The organism is Sphingomonas panni (genome assembly GCF_022664435.1).
Taxonomy (GTDB): Bacteria; Pseudomonadota; Alphaproteobacteria; order Sphingomonadales; family Sphingomonadaceae; genus Sphingomonas; species Sphingomonas panni.
Map to the genome: position 1 here is coordinate 145,696 of NZ_JAKREU010000008.1, position 15,640 is coordinate 161,335.

A 15,640-nucleotide genomic window follows, 5' to 3' on the forward strand; every position below is an offset into this window, starting at 1 on the left:
GCGGAAAGCAGCTGCCTGAAGGGCGCTGCGCGCCGGGCGTATGGTCCTCTTGTAGGGGGATAGCCAAGGGTTTCGCTCCATGGTCGTTCGAGTGGCTTCCTGTGCGATCCATAGGCGGCTATATCGGTCCCGTTCAGAGCCGATAAGCCGTACCGAAAAGGACACTTTATGGCGAAGTCACTGGACGCTGAAATGGCCGCGATCGCGGCCGACGAACGCAAGCTCGCCGAGCGCCGTCAGGCGCATCAGGCGAAGGTGCGGGAGGCGGCTGTCGGAGCAGTCGAGAAGGCAGGGCTGTTCAAGGTCCCGCTCGATCGACTGGAGGGGCTGATGAAGGCGGTGAAGACGCTGGGCGTCGACGAGGTTGAGAAGCGGCTCATGGCGCAAGCCTGAGCCGGTTCGAGGCCGATGGTCACGGCGATGGCCGCATGGGGCTGCTACCTCATGCGGCCATTCTGTTTTCTGGTCAGGACGCGGCGCAGCCGGCTTGAGGTTGGCAGGCAAAAAAAGGGACGCGCCAGCCGATAGGCTGGGCGTCCCTGCGGGTCGCTGAGCGTGGCTCGCTTGGCCGTCAGGCCCATGCGAGGTGGTATTCTCCCTCGACCGGCTTCAGCGCCGCCATGGTGGTCAGCGCTTCGACGTATCGAGACATCTGGGGATCCTCGTCGAGCCGTCGCCGGATGCGCGGATCCATGAGCCGCTGTCGGAGCTGCGACAGCGGGATCGCGCCGCACGATTCCTCGTCCAGACCGAGGCTGGCGAGAAGGGCGAAGGCGTTCCCGTTGGCGACCTCCAATTCGGGTGCGCCATCGGGATTGAGGCCAAGGCCGAGCCGCAGATCGCCGGTCGGTTCCTGTTGCCAGACGCGGACGCGGCGTGCCCGGAACTGGGCCTCGTCGATGACGGCAATAACGGCCGGATCGTGGTCGAAGCAGCGCGCGATTGAGGCGAGCGCGAGAGGGCACACCCGGACCTCGATCTCGAACGACCCGGAGGCTGGTTCACCGTGGATCGGGATGACCATCGGAGCCCCGGTCCGGCCGCTATGCTCGTCGACAAGATCGCGGAGCGCGCCGAGCTGGTCGGGAGTGATAACGGCGGGTGAGGGCGACAGGACATTGTGGCCGTCGTCGACGCGGAACGTGATGGTCATCTCGACCTCCTTCGTTGAAACCGCTTCTCCCTTTCTCTCTCCTCTCCGGCGACGATCCCGGCCCCCTGAGACTGGGCGCGAGCAATGTGTCAGCGTGCGTGCTGGAGAATGGTTTTATGAGCGCGTCAGCAGCGCCAGGGCGGGCTCGATGCCCGCACTGGCGCTTCCCGGCCGAGGCGTAGCAAGGGCGGCCCGAAGGGGCCGCTCCGCAGCGAGCGAGCCGGGTAGGGCGCGCGGATCGCAGACAGGAAAAAGGCCGCCCGGATCACCGAGCGGCCTGTTGGAATGGCAACCGGAGAGCGTCGCCGCCCGGCCAAGTTACTTGAGGAAGTTGCTCCAGATGGCGGCAGCGCCGAGCAGCGCGAGCAGTGCTGTCTGCACGCCGAACCAGATGGTCAGCGTCGAGCGCGTCGTCTCGATCTTGCTGTCGATGCCCGTCAGCTTCGCCTCGAGCGCCTTGTTTGCCTGACCGACTGCCACGTCCACGTGCTCCTCGATCGCTGCCACTACGGCAGCCGCCTTGTCGTCCTCGACATTAGCGTCCTTCAGAGCACGAAACAACAGAACCTGCATAACCATTCCTCCTTTGTCTTCATGACGGAGATCACGCGTCGGTCGGGGTGGCGAGGGTCAAGGACCGCGTAGCGGCCGCGGCAGCGGCGGTGGGGGTCACGATTTTGCGTAGCAAAATGGTGGGGCCCCGCCGTCCTTGAGGCTCGCCGCACCGGCCGACAGACTGGGACGACTTGAGATAGAGGGTTTACCCCGCGGCAGCAGCGCCAGGGCGGGCTCGATGCCCGCACTGGCGCTTCCCCGGCCGAGGCGTAGCAAGGGCAGGCCGAAGGACCTGACCGATGCGAGCGAGCCGGGTGACGGCCGGGCCTTGAGCCTCACCCCGGGGAGGGGCTTGCCGCGAGGATCATCAGCGCCGCTTCGTCGGTGCGGCCCTGTGCGATGATGATCCCGCGCGCGTTCCCACGCGCTGCCTCGGCGGCTATGCCCTCGGCGATCTGATGCGCCTCGTCGAACTCCCCGGAGCAGTCGTCATCGATCACCATCTCCTCCAGCTCGTGATCGAAGCGTCCCGTGTATCGGCCGGCCCATCCGTCACGCTCCCGGAGCGCGTCTTCCAGTCGCTGGATCGTCCGGAACCCGTGGCGCTGAGCGGCCAGATAGCCGGCTTCGTGCGTGGCGTAGCTACGCTGCGTGTTGATGCTGTTCATGACCGTCTCCTTCGTCTTGATGACGGTGTCCTCGCGTCGGTCGGGGTGGCGAGGGTCAAGGACCGCGTAGCGGCCGCGTCAGCGGCGGTGGGGGTCACGATTTTGCGTAGCAAAATGGTGGGGCCCCGCCGTCCTTGAGGCTCGTCACCCCGGCCGACAAACTGGGACGACTTGAGAGAGAGTTTTTCCCGCGGCAGCAGCGACGGGGCGGGCTCAATGCCCGCTCCGGCGCTTCCCCGGCCGAGGCGTAGCAAGGGGAGGCCGAAGGGCCGGACCGAAGCGAGCGAGCGGGGCGGGGGCGGGGTTGTCCACGGCTGACCCGAAACCCCTTTCAGCGGGAAGACGGTCGCCAATATGGCGGTGGCAGATCCCGGGTGCCGCTCGCCAGCTGGCCGGGCCGTCATCCCCCGGTCAGCCGTGGACGCTGCGGCTTTAGCGCGCAGATCCTAACAACATGCGGTTGAGCCGCGAACACGCGCTGCCGGCGCTGCGGGCGTGCGGCAGCGCCTTACCGGAAGGGGGAAGGTGACCGGGCGCGCGCTGACCAGGCGCGGCCCGACGGGGCCGTGCCAAGGCAGTGCGCGCCCGGTCACCTGGCGTGGGGGAAACCAGTAGGGTTTCCCCCACAAAGCGACGGTGGCGAAAAGGGGCCAGCGCCGGGGATTTCTCGTCGCTGGCCTAGTCATTCCTGCCAAGGAAAGGGGATGGGCGGCGCGTAGGGGGAAAGCGCGCCGCCCGATGGGTTCAACCGAACGCGGCGCGCTTGGTTGCGACGGGGGCGGGGGCCTGTCCGTCGATCCGGAAAGCGTGGGTCGGGATGCGGGCGGTTTTCAGCACCTGCAACAGGTTGGATTGCAGCCCGGACCCCTGACAGACGATTGCCTCGACCGGGTTAAGGGCGGCAAGCTGTTCGTTACGAACGAAGCCCGCGCGCTTGCCATAGCGGCCCGTCTGCGGGGTGAAGGCAACAACCGTGACGCCTCGGCTTGCGGCCCATGCTGCGGCGATAGCATCGCATCCCTTGCGCTGCGCGGTCGTGCACAAGGTCATGTGCGGAACGCGCGCCTTGATGGCGTCGAGCCGGTCCCAAAGCTGTTGCCAGTCGTGCCACTCTGCGCCGCCCGAAAAGACGACAAGCGGGCCGGTGGGGTTGCGCTTCTCGCGGTGGTCCTGCGCGCGCGCTTTGAGGAAGTCGATTGCCGCGATCTGGCTTGCGGTGCCTCCGCTCGAAACCTTCGATCCGCGCGCCGGGGACCATGGGTGGCCGGTCTGCGCGCGGTAACAATCGGCGGCATAATCGCGCATACACTCGATGGCGGCGCGCTGTTCCGTCTTGGTCTGGGCGCGGAGTTGCAATTCCTCCATCTCGACCGCGTAAATCTCCGACGGGTCATAGCGGCGGGTCATCTCGCCAAGGTCGGCGCAAAGCCGGTCTTCCTCGCGTTCCAGCTTCTGCGCCTCGTAGTGGAACGAGTTGACGAAGCCCCATGCGATCGCCTGCGCGCTCGCCTCTAGGCGAGTGTCGCGGAACAGGTCGAAAAGGGTCGCCATGATCGCCGCGCAATCGTGTTGCGCCTCGATCGGCTCGGGCATGTCCAGTTCCTGCCGCTCGCCCCCCATTTCGACGATGGAAAGCGCGCCAACGTCGCCGAACGCGTCCTGAAAATTGGTCGTCGCGGTCGCCTCGGCGTAGCTCTCCGCGATCTCGTCGGCCGCATCGGTCGCCGTCGCGCTGTGCTCGGCGTTATCGTCGGCGGGGTGGCAATCGTTGGTGTCCGTGCGCGCGGCGTTCGCCCGGCGCGTCGCCCATCCCTTGCGGGCGGCGTCTGCGCGGGTGGTGTCGCTCGTTGCGAGGGCTTCGCCCATGGCGGCAAAGCTGCTAAAGCGCTGCGAGGTCGTTTCCTTGGTCATGGCGTCAATCCTTGGCAATTGGTGGCGGCTAGGGTCGGGGGAGGGTTGCACCCCTCTCCCCGCCCGTCTGGCTGGCTTAGAAGGCCGGGACGTAGTCGTCGGCGGTCTGGTCGTCGCTCACGCGGCCATCGGCGGTCGCGTTGCCTGCGAAGTCGTCGGCGTTGTTGGTGCGGCTGCGGCGACCGGTCCGGCTGCCGTCGAGGTTCTCGCGCCGCGGGGCGGGGCGGTTCCAGACGACGCGATAGCCTTCCTCGACGTCGCCAAAGAGCATGATCTGGAGGGGTTCGGGGAGGCTCGGGTCGTCCAGCTTGCCCTGATAGAAGCTCTCGCCGCTGCTGTTGCTGGTCATTTCCCAAAGCGCGCCGATCTGAACCCAACGCTTCGCGACGTTCAGGACCATGATCTCGAAGGCGGGCGCGCGCTCGTTGTTGCTCTCGACCGGGCGGAGACCCAAGCGAGCGAGGTCGATCGTGGCGGTTGCGACCGAACCGAGCAGCTGACCATTGACCGACTTGAAGGAACCGATGTTCATGATCTTAACTCCTATTTGCGGGGGCCTCTCCCCCTGTTTGCCGGTGCTTGGGGCCTTTCCCCTTCCGGCATCTTTCTTTTACCCCTTCCCCTATAAGTATTGAAGCGCATTGTTTTCTTGACACTAAAGTCATCGTACACGGTGAGTCCGAGCATAAATAGCTCCTGACTAGGGAGCGTAAATAAACAAATCAAAGGCGTATTGATCGCCCAAGCGATCAATTCCCCTTTTACTGTGCTGATGGGCAAGGCCCGGCCTCTGTTCTCATCGCACCCGGAGCCGTCCTCGCAGGGGCTCAAGAGGCAGGCACGGCCGGCGGGGTCAACATGAATGACGGAGGCTCCGCCGCTTTAGCGGTGGAAACCGTAGGGCCTTTAGGCCCGGTATTCTTGTTGAGGCGTCTTCAAACAAACAAAAGCATTGCCCGCTTGCGGGCAATTCTCCTTTGACGCCGACCCCGTCGGACGGGTCTGGCACGCCGAGACACTGGGAGACGGCGCAGGGTGCGATGAGAACATAGGCCCACAAAGCACTCATCATGCGCCTAGCGCATGATTCAACAGCCGAAGGCTGCCAGCGGTGAACGTCGTGCGCGCGTGACTTCTGGGGCTAGGGGAGGGGCAAGCCTCTCACATCCGCGTAGATCGCCTCAGGAGCGCCGTGGGGTCGTCTCCGGGACCCGGACAAGGGATCGTCACCCGTCAGGGCGGAGACCCGCTCTTGCGGGGCTCCGGTCGGCTCTTGCCGACTAGAGCCCGGCCCCGCCCACCGGGCGGGGATGGCCCTCACCCATCTTCCCCTTATGCCGAGATGCAGCCACGATGTCCGGCATACGAGGGGCAACCGGGATCATCGTCATGTCGACATTCGACAAAGGCCTGTTGAGCGCGACGATCGATGCAAATGGCATCGCATGGGTCACCTACGCTGGCCCGCCGTTCACCCTCTGGCAGTTGCTTGAAAGCAATGCAGTCGGCGCCGTTACCCGTCGATCGTCAGCCGACTCCAGCGACGTGCTCGAACCGATCTTCCGGGCCGGGCCGTGCTGCTGGATTCTCTGCCTCCAGTATTGCGGCGACGGCCTACCGCCTCCCTTTCCCCTCGCCACGCTGGCTCAGGTCGCTTACTGGCATCAACGCGTTGTCTGAGCGCTACCCTGCGATTTCAACCGACTGGAACGTGGTCACCGAAGGTGTCGTTTAGGATCACGCGGCAACTGGGCGCGAGGGCGCGATCTCGTTTGCCTCGCACCTGGGTTTAGGTCAGCATCGACCCATGATCGTCATCCTGCTGCTCGTCATCATCGCCATTCTGTTGTTCGGTGCGGCAGCGGTCCGCAGCGCGATCGGCATCATGGTATCTGGCATCGTCGCGCTCGTGTTCCTGCTCTACCTGCTGGGTACTGGCTGGCATGGCGTCGCGACGATCGGTTTGGTACTGCTCGGCGTTGGAGCCGCCTTTGTGGGATCGGTGGTGCTGAAGGCGCGCGCTGATGAACGTGCCACTGAGACGCGGACGCAACAAATCTTGGCGATGTCGGACGAGGACCGAGCGCTAAGGATTGCCGCCATCGCCGAGAAGCAAAAGGCTGATGCATGGCAACGGCGTTACGAAGCGGGGCGAAAGGCCGGTCCGCACAAGCGCAAATAGGTTCGCCGCTCAAGGAAATTGCACGTGACTGGCGAACCCGAGATCAATGAAACGGCATCGCGCGGCTATGAGCCACCAGCTCGAGTGCGCGACTATTTCGCGGAGATGTACGTCGCCGGCGTCCTCGCCGACGCAGGGTGGGATATCTATTTCCCTCGCCGCGATAACGGCTTCGACATGATCGTCAGTCGCCCGGCCACGAACACGACGATCGTCCGGCCGGTGCAGGTCAAGGGCAAGTACGCGAGCGACGAGAAGACCGACAAGAGCGCCTATGGCTATGTGGGCCGGCTGACCGCCTTCCACGATGACATGATCCTCGCCATGCCGTTCTTCACGTCACAAGACGCCCATGCGCCAGCTCTGATCGCATGGCTCCCGCGCGCGGCGCTTCGGCCTCATAGCAGGGGGTGGCGCTGTCAGCCCGCTCGGTTCGTGAACTCGGCGCCCGAGCCGCGGCCTGGTTACGCGCAGTATTTCGGCGAGCCCGGGTTGATGGTGTTCGCCGCTGAGGTTGGCGTGTCGATCATCTGATCGATGCCGATGGAGTGAGCGCTCGGCTATTGGCGCGGCGCTGGGCGGCGCAAGTGCCGAAAGGCCTCTACCTCCGGGAACATCAGCCGGGGCAGGTCGAGCAGCCAGCCCGACGCCGTCCAGCAACCGATGCAGGCGACGACCCAAACGGCGATGTACGATCGCCCGTCGACGTAGGGCAGGGCGGCATAGGCATTGAAGAGCCAGATGAACAGGGCGGCGAACAGGAAGACCCGCTTCCAAGTATAGCGATCGGTGATGCGCCGCATGCTCCGCTCCACGTCCTCAAGAGACTGCGGTCGGGTGTCGCGTTCGATTGGCTGCACGGCGCTGTCCTCCATGGTCGTCAACGTAGCCACGTAGCCGACGGCAAGAAAGCCGGAGCGAGCAATCTACCCTCGTGCGCCACCACCCATGGTGATCGCGCGCCATCGACCTCTTCCAGCCTTCGGGCCGGACTGGTAATCATCAAGTCAGCGATGGGAGTCTGTTGGATGAACAAGGCACTTCGGGGGATCGCAGCCTTTATGCTTGCAGGCATAACTTCGCTGCCGCTATTCCTCCTGGCAAATCATTATGCAGGCGGCTTGATATCGTTCTTCCTTTTTATGTTCGTGCTCGTCCCGAAAAGCATAATGATCGCGCGGCACGTAACAGGGTATGATATTTTGGCCGAGGCCGGTTTCCCGCCCTCTTGAACGCGTATTTAACAGGCTGTGGTGACGCCAAACGCTGACGCACCATCGTCTATCGAGGCATGGCCCAATGTTATCAATTCGCTCGTTCTCAATCGGCGCTGCTTGTGCGATAAGTATGCGGTTACCGCACGTCTGCGGTACGCTGCTTAATAGGAGCAGGCGAGTGAAGTTACGTCTGACGGTTTCTTTCTGCATCCTTGCGGCGTTGGTCGCGGTGGATGTCATTTTCGCGCTCTGGGCCGTTGATCTCGCGCGCGCCACCTTTGCCGGCCGCCTTGAGCCACTGGCTGTTGCCCTCGGTGCCTTTCTCGCTTTGGGCATGGGCGGCGCGGTGGTGACCGCAGGGCAGGCATTGCTTGGCCGCTGGGTGAACGAGGCCGCATCACGCAGAGGCGATGCTGTCTGACTAGCTGCGATCGCGCCACGGCGTGATAGGTTAGTCGGTATCAGGCCTGAAAGCGGATAGAATGTCGTCGAGCTGCTGCTGCGACAAAGTGATCGTCGGTTGTGTAGGCGTCGCCGTCGCCAGCGGTTGTCGGAAATCGAGCAGCGGTCGAAATTCGGCGGGCCAGGTGTCGCGCAGCTGCGCCTCGATCGCGGGCAGTGCCTCGTCGGGGGTAATGCTCCGGCCGGACCGGGCAAGCTGGCCGTTCGTCATGCCGATGGTCCCGCAGCGACAATCCATACCGAACGGCGGTTGCCACCGCGTCCAGAACGGATGCTCGCGGGGGAGCAGCACGTTGGCCAGCGGAAGATGCGAGGAATCTGTGCGGGCGTCGCCTACGATCGTCCCGTACTTGAAGGGGAGGGCGGTCGCCTTGCCGTCCTGCGCGTGCCGGTGGGCAGCGCGAGCAAGCTTCAGCGTGACGCCGAAAAAGCGCTCGGCGAGGTCGCGCTCCGTTCGAGGGTCGAGCCCGGTGTTACTCCTCGCGACCAGGTTGAGGAAGTTTGCCTCGGCGCCTCCGCGCAGGAGTGACGTGACCATCCCGTCATGAAGCTCACCGGCGAGCGCCTCGGCATAGGGCACTTCCCAGTCGGTCATTGCCGCGATCTGCGGGGTCCATGCTGCGATCAGGAGATCGCCGCGATCCGAAACCCAGTCGACGATGTCGTCTGCTGCGATAATCATGTCTTGGTCTATCCGCACGGCCGGCGGGTGACACGCTGCTATTTCGGTGTCGCTCGCGGGAGCGGTCCGCAGGCAAAAACGTATGGCTCGCCCCGTCGGCAAGTGGTTTGTGTCTGATGTTCTAAGCAGTCTGCGAAAACGTATCCGGCCTTCCAACACGAGGTCGTTGGCCAAGATGGAGATCCGCGCGTCCTGGTCCTCATAAAGGGGCCGGCATCGAGTGCCATTTTTAGCCATAGGGTTCCGGGACACCGGTCGACTGTCAGGCCATCTTTCACTCACCTCCCGCAGACATCATCCAGCTGGCGCAAGGCGCGCCGGCCGAGCTTGTTCAGGCTGCTTGTGCAACCGGATCGTAGGTGCGCTCGTGTCGCAGCAGCGCCCACACGATACGCGCCATCTTGGCGGCCAATGCCACCACGACGGTGTTGTGATGAGAACGTGAGAGGAGGCCGCGTAGCCAGGCGCCAAGTCGCGTATCGCTCTTGCTCATGACCGGCAGGGACGCGCGCGCACCTTGGATCAGGTTCTTGCGCAGGTAACGGCTCCCACGCTTGGTGATACCGAGCAACCGCGGTTTGCCTCCGGTCGTTGCCTGGCGTGGCACTAAGCCTAACCATGCGGCAAGGTCGCGACCGCGCCCGAAGGTCCGGGCGTCGCCGATGGCTGCCACCAGCGCGGTTGCATTTAGCGCACCAATGCCAGGAATAGTGAGCAGGCGCCGCGCTCGCTCGTCTGTGCGAGCAGCCTCGGTGAACTCAGCGTTGAGATCTTCAATCCGCTCGTCGAGGGCAGCCCAGCGCAAGCGCATGTCGCTCACCAGCCGGTGAATGCGCGGGCCGAGCACTGGTTCGTCACCATCCAGCATCTCGCCAAGCCGGACGGCGAGCTTTGCACGTCCCTGTGGGACGATGTAACCGCGCTCGAGGAGAAGACTCCTGATCTGGTTCATTAACGAGGTGCGGTCCCCGACGAGCTGGTCGCGGATGCGATGCAACGTCTGCATGTCGAGTTGCTCCTCGGTCTTTAACTCGACGAACCGCATAGTCGGCCGGGTTGCCGCTTCCGCGATCGCCTCAGCATCACGGTCATCGTTTTTCTGCGCCTTGACGTAAGGCCGGACGTATTCCGGCGACATCAATCGCACTGCATGCCCTTGTCTCGCCAAGACACGTCCCATGTGGTGCGCACCGCAGCAGGCTTCCATTGCTACAACGCAAGTCGGCAAGGTCGCCGCGTAGGTGACGACCGTCTCACGCCGCATTCGCCGGCGGACGACAACCTTGCCAGTGGCGTCTAGCCCAACCACGCTGCAGCTGTTCTTGCCAAGATCGATCCCGAGCACTGAAACGTCCATGACCTTCGCTCCTTCCGCAAACGACCCGCTGTCGTGAAGCAACAACGGTTCGGATAAGGGGCGAGCCATCCATAAAAGGGGCCGGCGCTTGCCGACCCCTTTGGTTTCAGGGAGGGCTATGCCAGCCCTTGAGGAAGACGCAGCATGGATACGGTAGTGAGGCCGTCGACGACCTGGCTCCTGTTCGCCGACGCATGGCGCGCGCGCGATCAGCGCATCGACGACTGTCAATCGGCGTCCAAAAAGGACCCCCTATCGGCGTGCAAAAGGGACCCCCTTCGTCGAGCAGCGTGACGGGTATGACGGGCGCACCGTTCGCGCTGGTTGCGGCGTAGGGCGGGCGTAGCCCGACCGGAGGCGCAACCAGCGCGAAGCGTTCTCTGCCGGGTGTTCCGGGCGTTAGCTGCGGTGCTTGAAGCGCCAGCTGTCGTTGCCGGTCTCGACGATGTCGCAGTGGTGGGTAATGCGGTCGAGCAGCGCGGTGGTCATCTTGGGGTCGCCGAAGACGGTCGGCCACTCGCCAAAGGCGAGGTTCGTCGTGACGATGACCGAGGTCTGCTCGTAAAGCTTGCTGACCAGGTGGAAGAGCAGCTGACCGCCCGAGCGGGCAAAGGGCAGGTAGCCGAGTTCGTCGAGCACCACGAGGTCGAGCCGGGAGAGCTGGTTGGCGAGCGCACCGGCTTTGCCGAGGCGCGTTTCCTCCTCGAGCCGGTTCACCAGGTCGACCGTGTTGAAGTAGCGCCCGCGGGCGCCGGCCCGCACCACGTTGGCGGTAATCGCGGTGGCCAGATGCGTCTTGCCGGTGCCCGTTCCACCGACCAGCACGACGTTGCGCCGGCCGGGGAGGAACGAGCCACTGTGCAAGGAGCGCACCAGGCCCTCGTTGATGGGGGTGTCGTCGAAGACGAAGGCGTCGAGGTCCTTCACCGCCGGCAGCCTGGCGGCCGACATCCGGTAGCGGACGGACGCCGCATGGCGGTACGTTGCCTCGGCACGCAGCAGGTCGGTCAGGATCTCCATGGTCGTGCGCTTGCGCTGCAGCCCGGTGGTGACGGCCTCGTCGAAGGCGCCAGCCATGCCCTTGAGGCCAAGGTCCGCCATGGCCGTCATCATCTCATGCCGCTGCATGGAGGCCTCGCAGGCTGTCATAGCGGGTGCAGTCGGCACGCGGCGGGTGGCGCAGCGCCAGGTCCTCGGGCGTGACGATGGTCAGCGGCCGGGGCGGCTCGCGTCGGCGGGCCAGGATGTTGACGATGACGTCGTCGCTGGCGGTGCCCGCCAGCAATGCTTCGCGCACGGCCGCTTCCACCGCCTCCAGCCCGTCGTCGAGCACGGCTGCCAGCACGCGCACGAACCGCCGGTCGGCATCGTCACCGGCGCCGAGCTTGCGGCGCAGTCGTGACAGCGCAGGCGGCAGCTCCCAGCCCTGGAACGGCGCGCCATTGCGCAGGGCGCCCGGCTTGGTCACCAGCACCGGCAGGTAATGCCAGGGGTCGTAGATGGTCCGGTCACGCCCGAAGAACCGGGGATGGTCGGCGACGACCTGGCCGTCGCAGCGCACGACGATGCGGTCGGCATAGGCGCGGACCTGGACAGCCCGCCGAACCGCCCGGGCGGAGACGGAGTAGCTGTAGGCGCTTGCAATCGTAGCGGCGTCTGCTCGCAAACAGCCGGTTTTCTGCTCACGCTCTCTGCCACTGGCGGGTGGCATCCTGCTCGAATTATCTGCCAGCGTGCTCGCCATCATCCGGGGCTGCTCGCAATCGGACATGGCTGCTCACATTATCCGCTCCGGGCGGATGCTAAAGGCGGGTTCATTGCACGGGCGGGATCGTCCCATTTCTCCGTCTCCAACCGGCCATTTCGGGAAGGAGCAATCGGGAACATATTTTGGGAAAACGGCTATTTCCCTACCGTCCGGTGCGCCTTGCGACCGTCAGCCGTCTCCCTGAACCTTCCCAAACGAGACGGTGCCGTTTCGCTGGCTCCTCGCGCCAGCATTTCAATCTACAGAACTGGAGGTTGTTTCTATGATGTTCTCGATAGTGGCGAGGCGCCGATCTGGATGCTAGCGTGCCGCGGAAGGGCAAATCGTGGTAAACAATGACTGATCTTGGAGCGCGTGAGCAGCGGCGTTTGGCGGCGCTCGCAAAATTCGAGGTAATGGACACCCCGCGAGAGTCGGCTTTCGACGAGCTGGCCGAGCTGGTCGCCGCGATTTGCGAGGCGCCGATCGGGGTCGTGAATCTGATCGGGGAGTGCCGCCAGTTCTTTAAGGCAGAGGTGGGTCTGGGGGTTCGCGAAACGCCGCTGGATACGTCGTTCTGCGCGCACGCGCTTTTGGAGCAGGATTTCCTCCTTGTTCCCGACGCGACGGCCGATCCGCGGTTTGCGTGCAACCCCCTGGTTACCGGCGAGCCTCACATCCGCTTCTATGCCGGTGCACTGCTAAAGACGGACGACGGACTTCCAATCGGGACGCTGTGTGTGCTCGACTACCAGCCGAGGCAATTGTCGGACGTACAGATACGCTCGATCCGCGTCCTGGCTCGACAGGTCATGGCGCAACTCGAACAACGTCTTGCGGCACGGCAGGTCGCCGCATCCGAGGCGCGGCAGCGCGCCATCATGGACAGCGCTCAGGATTTCGCGATCGTCACGACCGATCTCGATGGCCATATCGTTGAATGGACTTCCGGCGCGAAGAACGTGCTTGGCTGGTCAAGGGACGAAGTGATTGGAAAGAGCGCTTCGATCCTGTTCACCGACGTAGATATCAGCGCCGGCAGGCTGGCATTGGATCTGGCGCAAGCTCACGACGAAGGCCGAGCGTCTGTTGAGCATTGGATGGTTCGCAAAGACGGGAGACGCATACTGGCCGTCGATGTGACGTCCCCATTGATGGACCAGCACGGCCAACATGTCGGCTATGTGAAGGTGCTGCGTGATCGCACCGAAGCGCATGCCGCGAGCGAAGCCCTGCGGGAGGTGGAAGCCCGCGCCACCGGCAGGTTGCAGGCCAATGAGGAGAAATGGCGCACCCTGTTCAAGACGCTCGAAGAGGGTTTCATCCTCGCCAGAGTCGTGCGCGATGCAGACGGCAGGATCTGCGACTGGCGGTATGAGGAAGTGAACGACGCCTGGTATAGCCTGGTGGGTATCGAGCGGGGCACGGCGATCGGAAAGACGATGCGCGACCTCTTCCCGGGAATTGAGGACGTATGGGTCAACGAGTTCGCCGAGGTTGTCGATACCGGCGAAGCCAAGCGCTTTACCCGTCAGTTCGGAGGGCTGGATCGTTGGTATGACGGGGTGTGCCAACCCATTGGGGAGGATCGGTTCACCGTCATTTTCCTCGAAGTGACGGATCGCATCCGCGCCGAGAAAAAGCGCGAGGCGCTCACCGACATCGGGCACGTTCTGTCGGAGTCATCCGATATGGAACATGCGATCGATCAGGCGACGGAGATCGTGGCCAAGACGCTCGGCGTGGTTCGGGCTGGGTACGGTACGCTGGATGCAGACGGGGAAATGATTACCGTGCCGGAGCACTGGACGGCGGATGGCTGTCCCCGGCTTGTCGGTCAGTACCGCGTCGATGATTATGGTGACTACGCTATCGACCTCCGGGCTGGTCGTCCCGTCGTCATTCCCGATGTGCGGTATGATCCACGAACATCGCCTCGAGCGGACATTTTCGAAAGCCTCGCCGTTCGAACGATGATCAATCTTCCGGTGGTGGGGAATGGTCGAACCGTCGCGATCTTCTTCGTGAACGATAACGTTCCGCGCCAATGGACGACGCAGCAGGTGGCATTCGTCGCAGAGGCGGCCAGTCGTATCCGGGTTGCGATTGAGCGCCGCCGGGCAGAACAGGACCTGCGCGAAAGCGAAAGCTTTATGCGCAGCGTTCTTGCTGCCTCGACCGATTGTATCAAGGTGCTCGACCTTAACGGCGATCTCACCTTCATGAGCGATGGCGGCATGAAGGTGATGGAGATCAGCGACTTCAACGCGGTCAAAGGCTGCTTCTGGCCGAGTTTTCTGAAGAATGACGGCGTTGGTCTGGGCAAAGAGGCGCTTGCAGCGGCAAGAGCGGGTCGATCGGCCCATTTCGAGATCGCAGCTGACACATTCCTGGGCACCCCGAAATTCTGGTCGGTGTCGGTTTCGCCCATCTTCGGCGAGAACGGCGAGGTGGTGCGCATCCTGTCCGTATCGCGTGATCACACGACTTTGCAGGAGGCGCGTGAGCAGCAGCTCCTGCTCAATGGCGAATTGAGCCATCGATTGAAAAACGTCTTGTCCATCATCCAGTCGATTGCCAACCAGACGCTGCGTGATGCGGTGACACTGGAGGATGCCTCTGCTGCCTTCTCATCACGTCTGGCATCCTTGGGCCGGGCGACGGATGTGCTGACCGCGACATCGTGGGAAGCGTCGGACCTTGATACGGTCTTGGAAGCCGGCTTGGCGGCCGTTGCCGATAAGCGGGACCGGATCGCGATCAATGGCCCCGCGGTGCGTCTCAATCCGCAGTCGGCACTCGCCCTCACGCTCGCAATCCACGAGCTGGTCACCAACGCGCTGAAATACGGTGCCCTGAGCAACCATACCGGCACCGTGACGTTGACGTGGGAGGTGAGTGGATATGACGCAAACCCAGAGTTCACCTTGCTATGGCAGGAGCGCGACGGTCCGACCGTCTCGCCCCCCACACGCAGGGGCTTTGGAACGCGGCTAATCGAACGTTCGCTGCGATCGTACTTCAGGGGCGAGACGGTGTTGAGCTACCCGCCTGAAGGTGTCGAATTTCGGATCAAAGCGCCGTTAGTCGGTGCAGGCGAATTGGTAACCGCGTAATGGGTCAGGCAATTCCGCCACGGGCAATCCTCATCGTTGAAGATGAGGTGTTTATACGTCACGATCTGATGGATTTTTTCAGCGACCGTGGTTTTATTGCGTTTGAAGCTGAGGACGGCGACGAAGCGATCAAGATCATAGCCGATCATCCCGAGATTGGAATTGTCCTGACAGACATCCAGATGAAGGGATCGATGGATGGTCTGCGACTTGCACGCTACGTTCGTGATAGGTACCCGCCAATGCTGATCGCGGTTGTCTCCGGTAACGTCCGTCCTTCACAAGCTGACCTGCCGGAACACTCTTTCTTCGTCGCCAAACCTTTTGACCCTCGATACGTGCTGTCAGAGATTGATCGGCTTAGTTCCTGATTTCCGCAGGCGAGGGGTACCTGGGAGAACGCTCCTATCCCGGAATACCATCGTTTGAGGGAAAGGGGGTGACCGCCGAGGAGTGGTGATTATGAGCAGCCCCCACCGGGTGGTCCGGGTTGATAGTTAGTGCATTGTCGTCTCCGCCGCCATTGCCGGTCGGAGGTGGAGCGAAGCGGAACCGGAGGCCGGCAATGGCGGTGTCGCCGCTTCCGGGGC

18 protein-coding genes and 1 pseudogene are annotated in these 15,640 nt (G+C 63.5%); 8 read left to right on the top strand and 11 right to left on the bottom strand.

What is annotated here, in order from left to right:
- Positions 1 to 168: 168 nt before the first annotated feature.
- A complete protein-coding gene (locus MF609_RS15685; RefSeq protein ID WP_066667202.1) occupies positions 169 to 393 on the top strand; it encodes a hypothetical protein in 225 nt (74 codons plus the stop codon).
- 178 nt (positions 394 to 571) lie between these two features.
- Here MF609_RS15685 and MF609_RS15690 read toward each other — a convergent pair whose 3' ends face one another.
- The 5 genes from MF609_RS15690 to MF609_RS15710 form a co-directional block, all read right to left on the bottom strand.
- The gene (locus MF609_RS15690; protein WP_066667203.1) at positions 572 to 1,153 is read right to left on the bottom strand and encodes a hypothetical protein; all 582 of its coding nucleotides are present in this window, start codon (positions 1,151 to 1,153) and stop codon (positions 572 to 574) included.
- 318 nt (positions 1,154 to 1,471) lie between these two features.
- Positions 1,472 to 1,726 (bottom strand): hypothetical protein, encoded by a 255-nt coding sequence (locus MF609_RS15695; RefSeq protein ID WP_066667205.1) that lies wholly within the window; start codon positions 1,724 to 1,726, stop codon positions 1,472 to 1,474.
- Positions 1,727 to 2,043: 317 nt separating this feature from the next.
- Entirely contained in the window at positions 2,044 to 2,376 is a 333-nt protein-coding gene (locus tag MF609_RS15700; protein WP_066760017.1) for a hypothetical protein, read from the bottom strand.
- 744 nt (positions 2,377 to 3,120) lie between these two features.
- On the bottom strand, positions 3,121 to 4,287 hold the full coding sequence (locus tag MF609_RS15705; RefSeq protein ID WP_082730931.1) for a DUF2493 domain-containing protein: 1,167 nt from the start codon (positions 4,285 to 4,287) through the stop codon (positions 3,121 to 3,123).
- Between the two features lie 76 nt (positions 4,288 to 4,363).
- Positions 4,364 to 4,819 carry a DUF736 domain-containing protein gene (locus MF609_RS15710; RefSeq protein ID WP_066667206.1) on the bottom strand — a complete coding sequence of 152 codons (456 nt, stop codon included), beginning with the start codon at positions 4,817 to 4,819 and terminating at the stop codon, positions 4,364 to 4,366.
- 857 nt (positions 4,820 to 5,676) lie between these two features.
- On the opposite strand from MF609_RS15710, the gene MF609_RS15715 reads away from it, so the two are divergent.
- The 3 genes from MF609_RS15715 (at position 5,677) to MF609_RS15725 (ending at position 7,003) form a co-directional block, all read left to right on the top strand.
- The gene (locus MF609_RS15715; RefSeq protein ID WP_183937291.1) at positions 5,677 to 5,967 is read left to right on the top strand and encodes a hypothetical protein; all 291 of its coding nucleotides are present in this window, start codon (positions 5,677 to 5,679) and stop codon (positions 5,965 to 5,967) included.
- 127 nt (positions 5,968 to 6,094) lie between these two features.
- Positions 6,095 to 6,469 carry a hypothetical protein gene (locus MF609_RS15720; RefSeq protein WP_066667121.1) on the top strand — a complete coding sequence of 125 codons (375 nt, stop codon included), beginning with the start codon at positions 6,095 to 6,097 and terminating at the stop codon, positions 6,467 to 6,469.
- Positions 6,470 to 6,493: 24 nt separating this feature from the next.
- Entirely contained in the window at positions 6,494 to 7,003 is a 510-nt protein-coding gene (locus MF609_RS15725; protein ID WP_156442234.1) for a sigma-70 family RNA polymerase sigma factor family protein, read from the top strand.
- A 26-nt stretch (positions 7,004 to 7,029) separates the two neighbouring features.
- Here the strand turns inward: MF609_RS15725 and MF609_RS15730 are convergent, their stop codons facing one another.
- The gene (locus MF609_RS15730) at positions 7,030 to 7,272 is read right to left on the bottom strand and encodes a hypothetical protein (protein WP_156444659.1); all 243 of its coding nucleotides are present in this window, start codon (positions 7,270 to 7,272) and stop codon (positions 7,030 to 7,032) included.
- 225 nt (positions 7,273 to 7,497) lie between these two features.
- Between MF609_RS15730 and MF609_RS15735 the strand changes: the two genes are divergently transcribed.
- Both MF609_RS15735 and MF609_RS15740 read left to right on the top strand, forming a co-directional pair.
- Positions 7,498 to 7,701, top strand: a complete 204-nt coding sequence (locus tag MF609_RS15735) for a hypothetical protein (protein ID WP_066667130.1) — start codon at positions 7,498 to 7,500, stop codon at positions 7,699 to 7,701.
- Positions 7,702 to 7,864: 163 nt separating this feature from the next.
- Positions 7,865 to 8,107, top strand: coding sequence for a hypothetical protein (locus MF609_RS15740; protein WP_156442232.1), 243 nt, complete (start codon positions 7,865 to 7,867; stop codon positions 8,105 to 8,107).
- Between the two features lie 30 nt (positions 8,108 to 8,137).
- Here MF609_RS15740 and MF609_RS15745 read toward each other — a convergent pair whose 3' ends face one another.
- From MF609_RS15745 to MF609_RS15760, 4 genes and pseudogenes are all read right to left on the bottom strand, one after another.
- On the bottom strand, positions 8,138 to 9,004 hold the full coding sequence (locus tag MF609_RS15745) for a phage head morphogenesis protein (protein WP_242417107.1): 867 nt from the start codon (positions 9,002 to 9,004) through the stop codon (positions 8,138 to 8,140).
- Positions 9,005 to 9,161: 157 nt separating this feature from the next.
- Complete coding sequence (locus MF609_RS15750; protein WP_242417108.1) at positions 9,162 to 10,187, bottom strand: IS110 family RNA-guided transposase; 1,026 nt, start codon at positions 10,185 to 10,187, stop codon at positions 9,162 to 9,164.
- 399 nt (positions 10,188 to 10,586) lie between these two features.
- Positions 10,587 to 11,315, bottom strand: a complete 729-nt coding sequence (gene istB, locus MF609_RS15755) for an IS21-like element helper ATPase IstB (protein WP_061781607.1) — start codon at positions 11,313 to 11,315, stop codon at positions 10,587 to 10,589.
- Positions 11,302 to 11,814, bottom strand: a pseudogene (locus MF609_RS15760) (Mu transposase domain-containing protein); the annotation flags it as partial. The pseudogene MF609_RS15760 and the gene istB, both read right to left, overlap by 14 nt.
- A 476-nt stretch (positions 11,815 to 12,290) precedes the next feature.
- Between MF609_RS15760 and MF609_RS15765 the strand changes: the two are divergent.
- Positions 12,291 to 15,050, top strand: coding sequence for a PAS domain S-box protein (locus MF609_RS15765; RefSeq protein ID WP_018250463.1), 2,760 nt, complete (start codon positions 12,291 to 12,293; stop codon positions 15,048 to 15,050).
- Positions 15,050 to 15,421 (top strand): response regulator, encoded by a 372-nt coding sequence (locus tag MF609_RS15770; RefSeq protein WP_018250464.1) that lies wholly within the window; start codon positions 15,050 to 15,052, stop codon positions 15,419 to 15,421. The genes MF609_RS15765 and MF609_RS15770 overlap by 1 nt, the downstream gene beginning before the upstream one ends.
- Positions 15,422 to 15,547: 126 nt before the next feature.
- Here MF609_RS15770 and MF609_RS15775 read toward each other — a convergent pair.
- Positions 15,548 to 15,640, bottom strand: a 93-nt coding sequence (locus MF609_RS15775; protein ID WP_242417109.1) for an integrase catalytic subunit, incomplete at its 5' end; no start/stop codon positions are given.

Excerpts from the sequence above, each read along its gene's own strand:
- MF609_RS15685 (WP_066667202.1), top strand. The coding sequence starts at position 169 with ATGGCGAAGTCACTGGACGCTGAAATGGCCGCGATCGCGGCCGACGAA.
- MF609_RS15690 (WP_066667203.1), bottom strand. The coding sequence starts at position 1,153 with ATGACCATCACGTTCCGCGTCGACGACGGCCACAATGTCCTGTCGCCC.
- MF609_RS15695 (WP_066667205.1), bottom strand. The coding sequence starts at position 1,726 with ATGCAGGTTCTGTTGTTTCGTGCTCTGAAGGACGCTAATGTCGAGGAC.
- MF609_RS15700 (WP_066760017.1), bottom strand. The coding sequence starts at position 2,376 with ATGAACAGCATCAACACGCAGCGTAGCTACGCCACGCACGAAGCCGGC.
- MF609_RS15705 (WP_082730931.1), bottom strand. The coding sequence starts at position 4,287 with ATGACCAAGGAAACGACCTCGCAGCGCTTTAGCAGCTTTGCCGCCATG.
- MF609_RS15710 (WP_066667206.1), bottom strand. The coding sequence starts at position 4,819 with ATGAACATCGGTTCCTTCAAGTCGGTCAATGGTCAGCTGCTCGGTTCG.
- MF609_RS15715 (WP_183937291.1), top strand. The coding sequence starts at position 5,677 with ATGTCGACATTCGACAAAGGCCTGTTGAGCGCGACGATCGATGCAAAT.
- MF609_RS15720 (WP_066667121.1), top strand. The coding sequence starts at position 6,095 with ATGATCGTCATCCTGCTGCTCGTCATCATCGCCATTCTGTTGTTCGGT.
- MF609_RS15730 (WP_156444659.1), bottom strand. The coding sequence starts at position 7,272 with ATGCGGCGCATCACCGATCGCTATACTTGGAAGCGGGTCTTCCTGTTC.
- MF609_RS15735 (WP_066667130.1), top strand. The coding sequence starts at position 7,498 with ATGAACAAGGCACTTCGGGGGATCGCAGCCTTTATGCTTGCAGGCATA.
- MF609_RS15750 (WP_242417108.1), bottom strand. The coding sequence starts at position 10,187 with ATGGACGTTTCAGTGCTCGGGATCGATCTTGGCAAGAACAGCTGCAGC.
- istB (WP_061781607.1), bottom strand. The coding sequence starts at position 11,315 with ATGCAGCGGCATGAGATGATGACGGCCATGGCGGACCTTGGCCTCAAG.
- MF609_RS15765 (WP_018250463.1), top strand. The coding sequence starts at position 12,291 with ATGACTGATCTTGGAGCGCGTGAGCAGCGGCGTTTGGCGGCGCTCGCA.
- MF609_RS15770 (WP_018250464.1), top strand. The coding sequence starts at position 15,050 with ATGGGTCAGGCAATTCCGCCACGGGCAATCCTCATCGTTGAAGATGAG.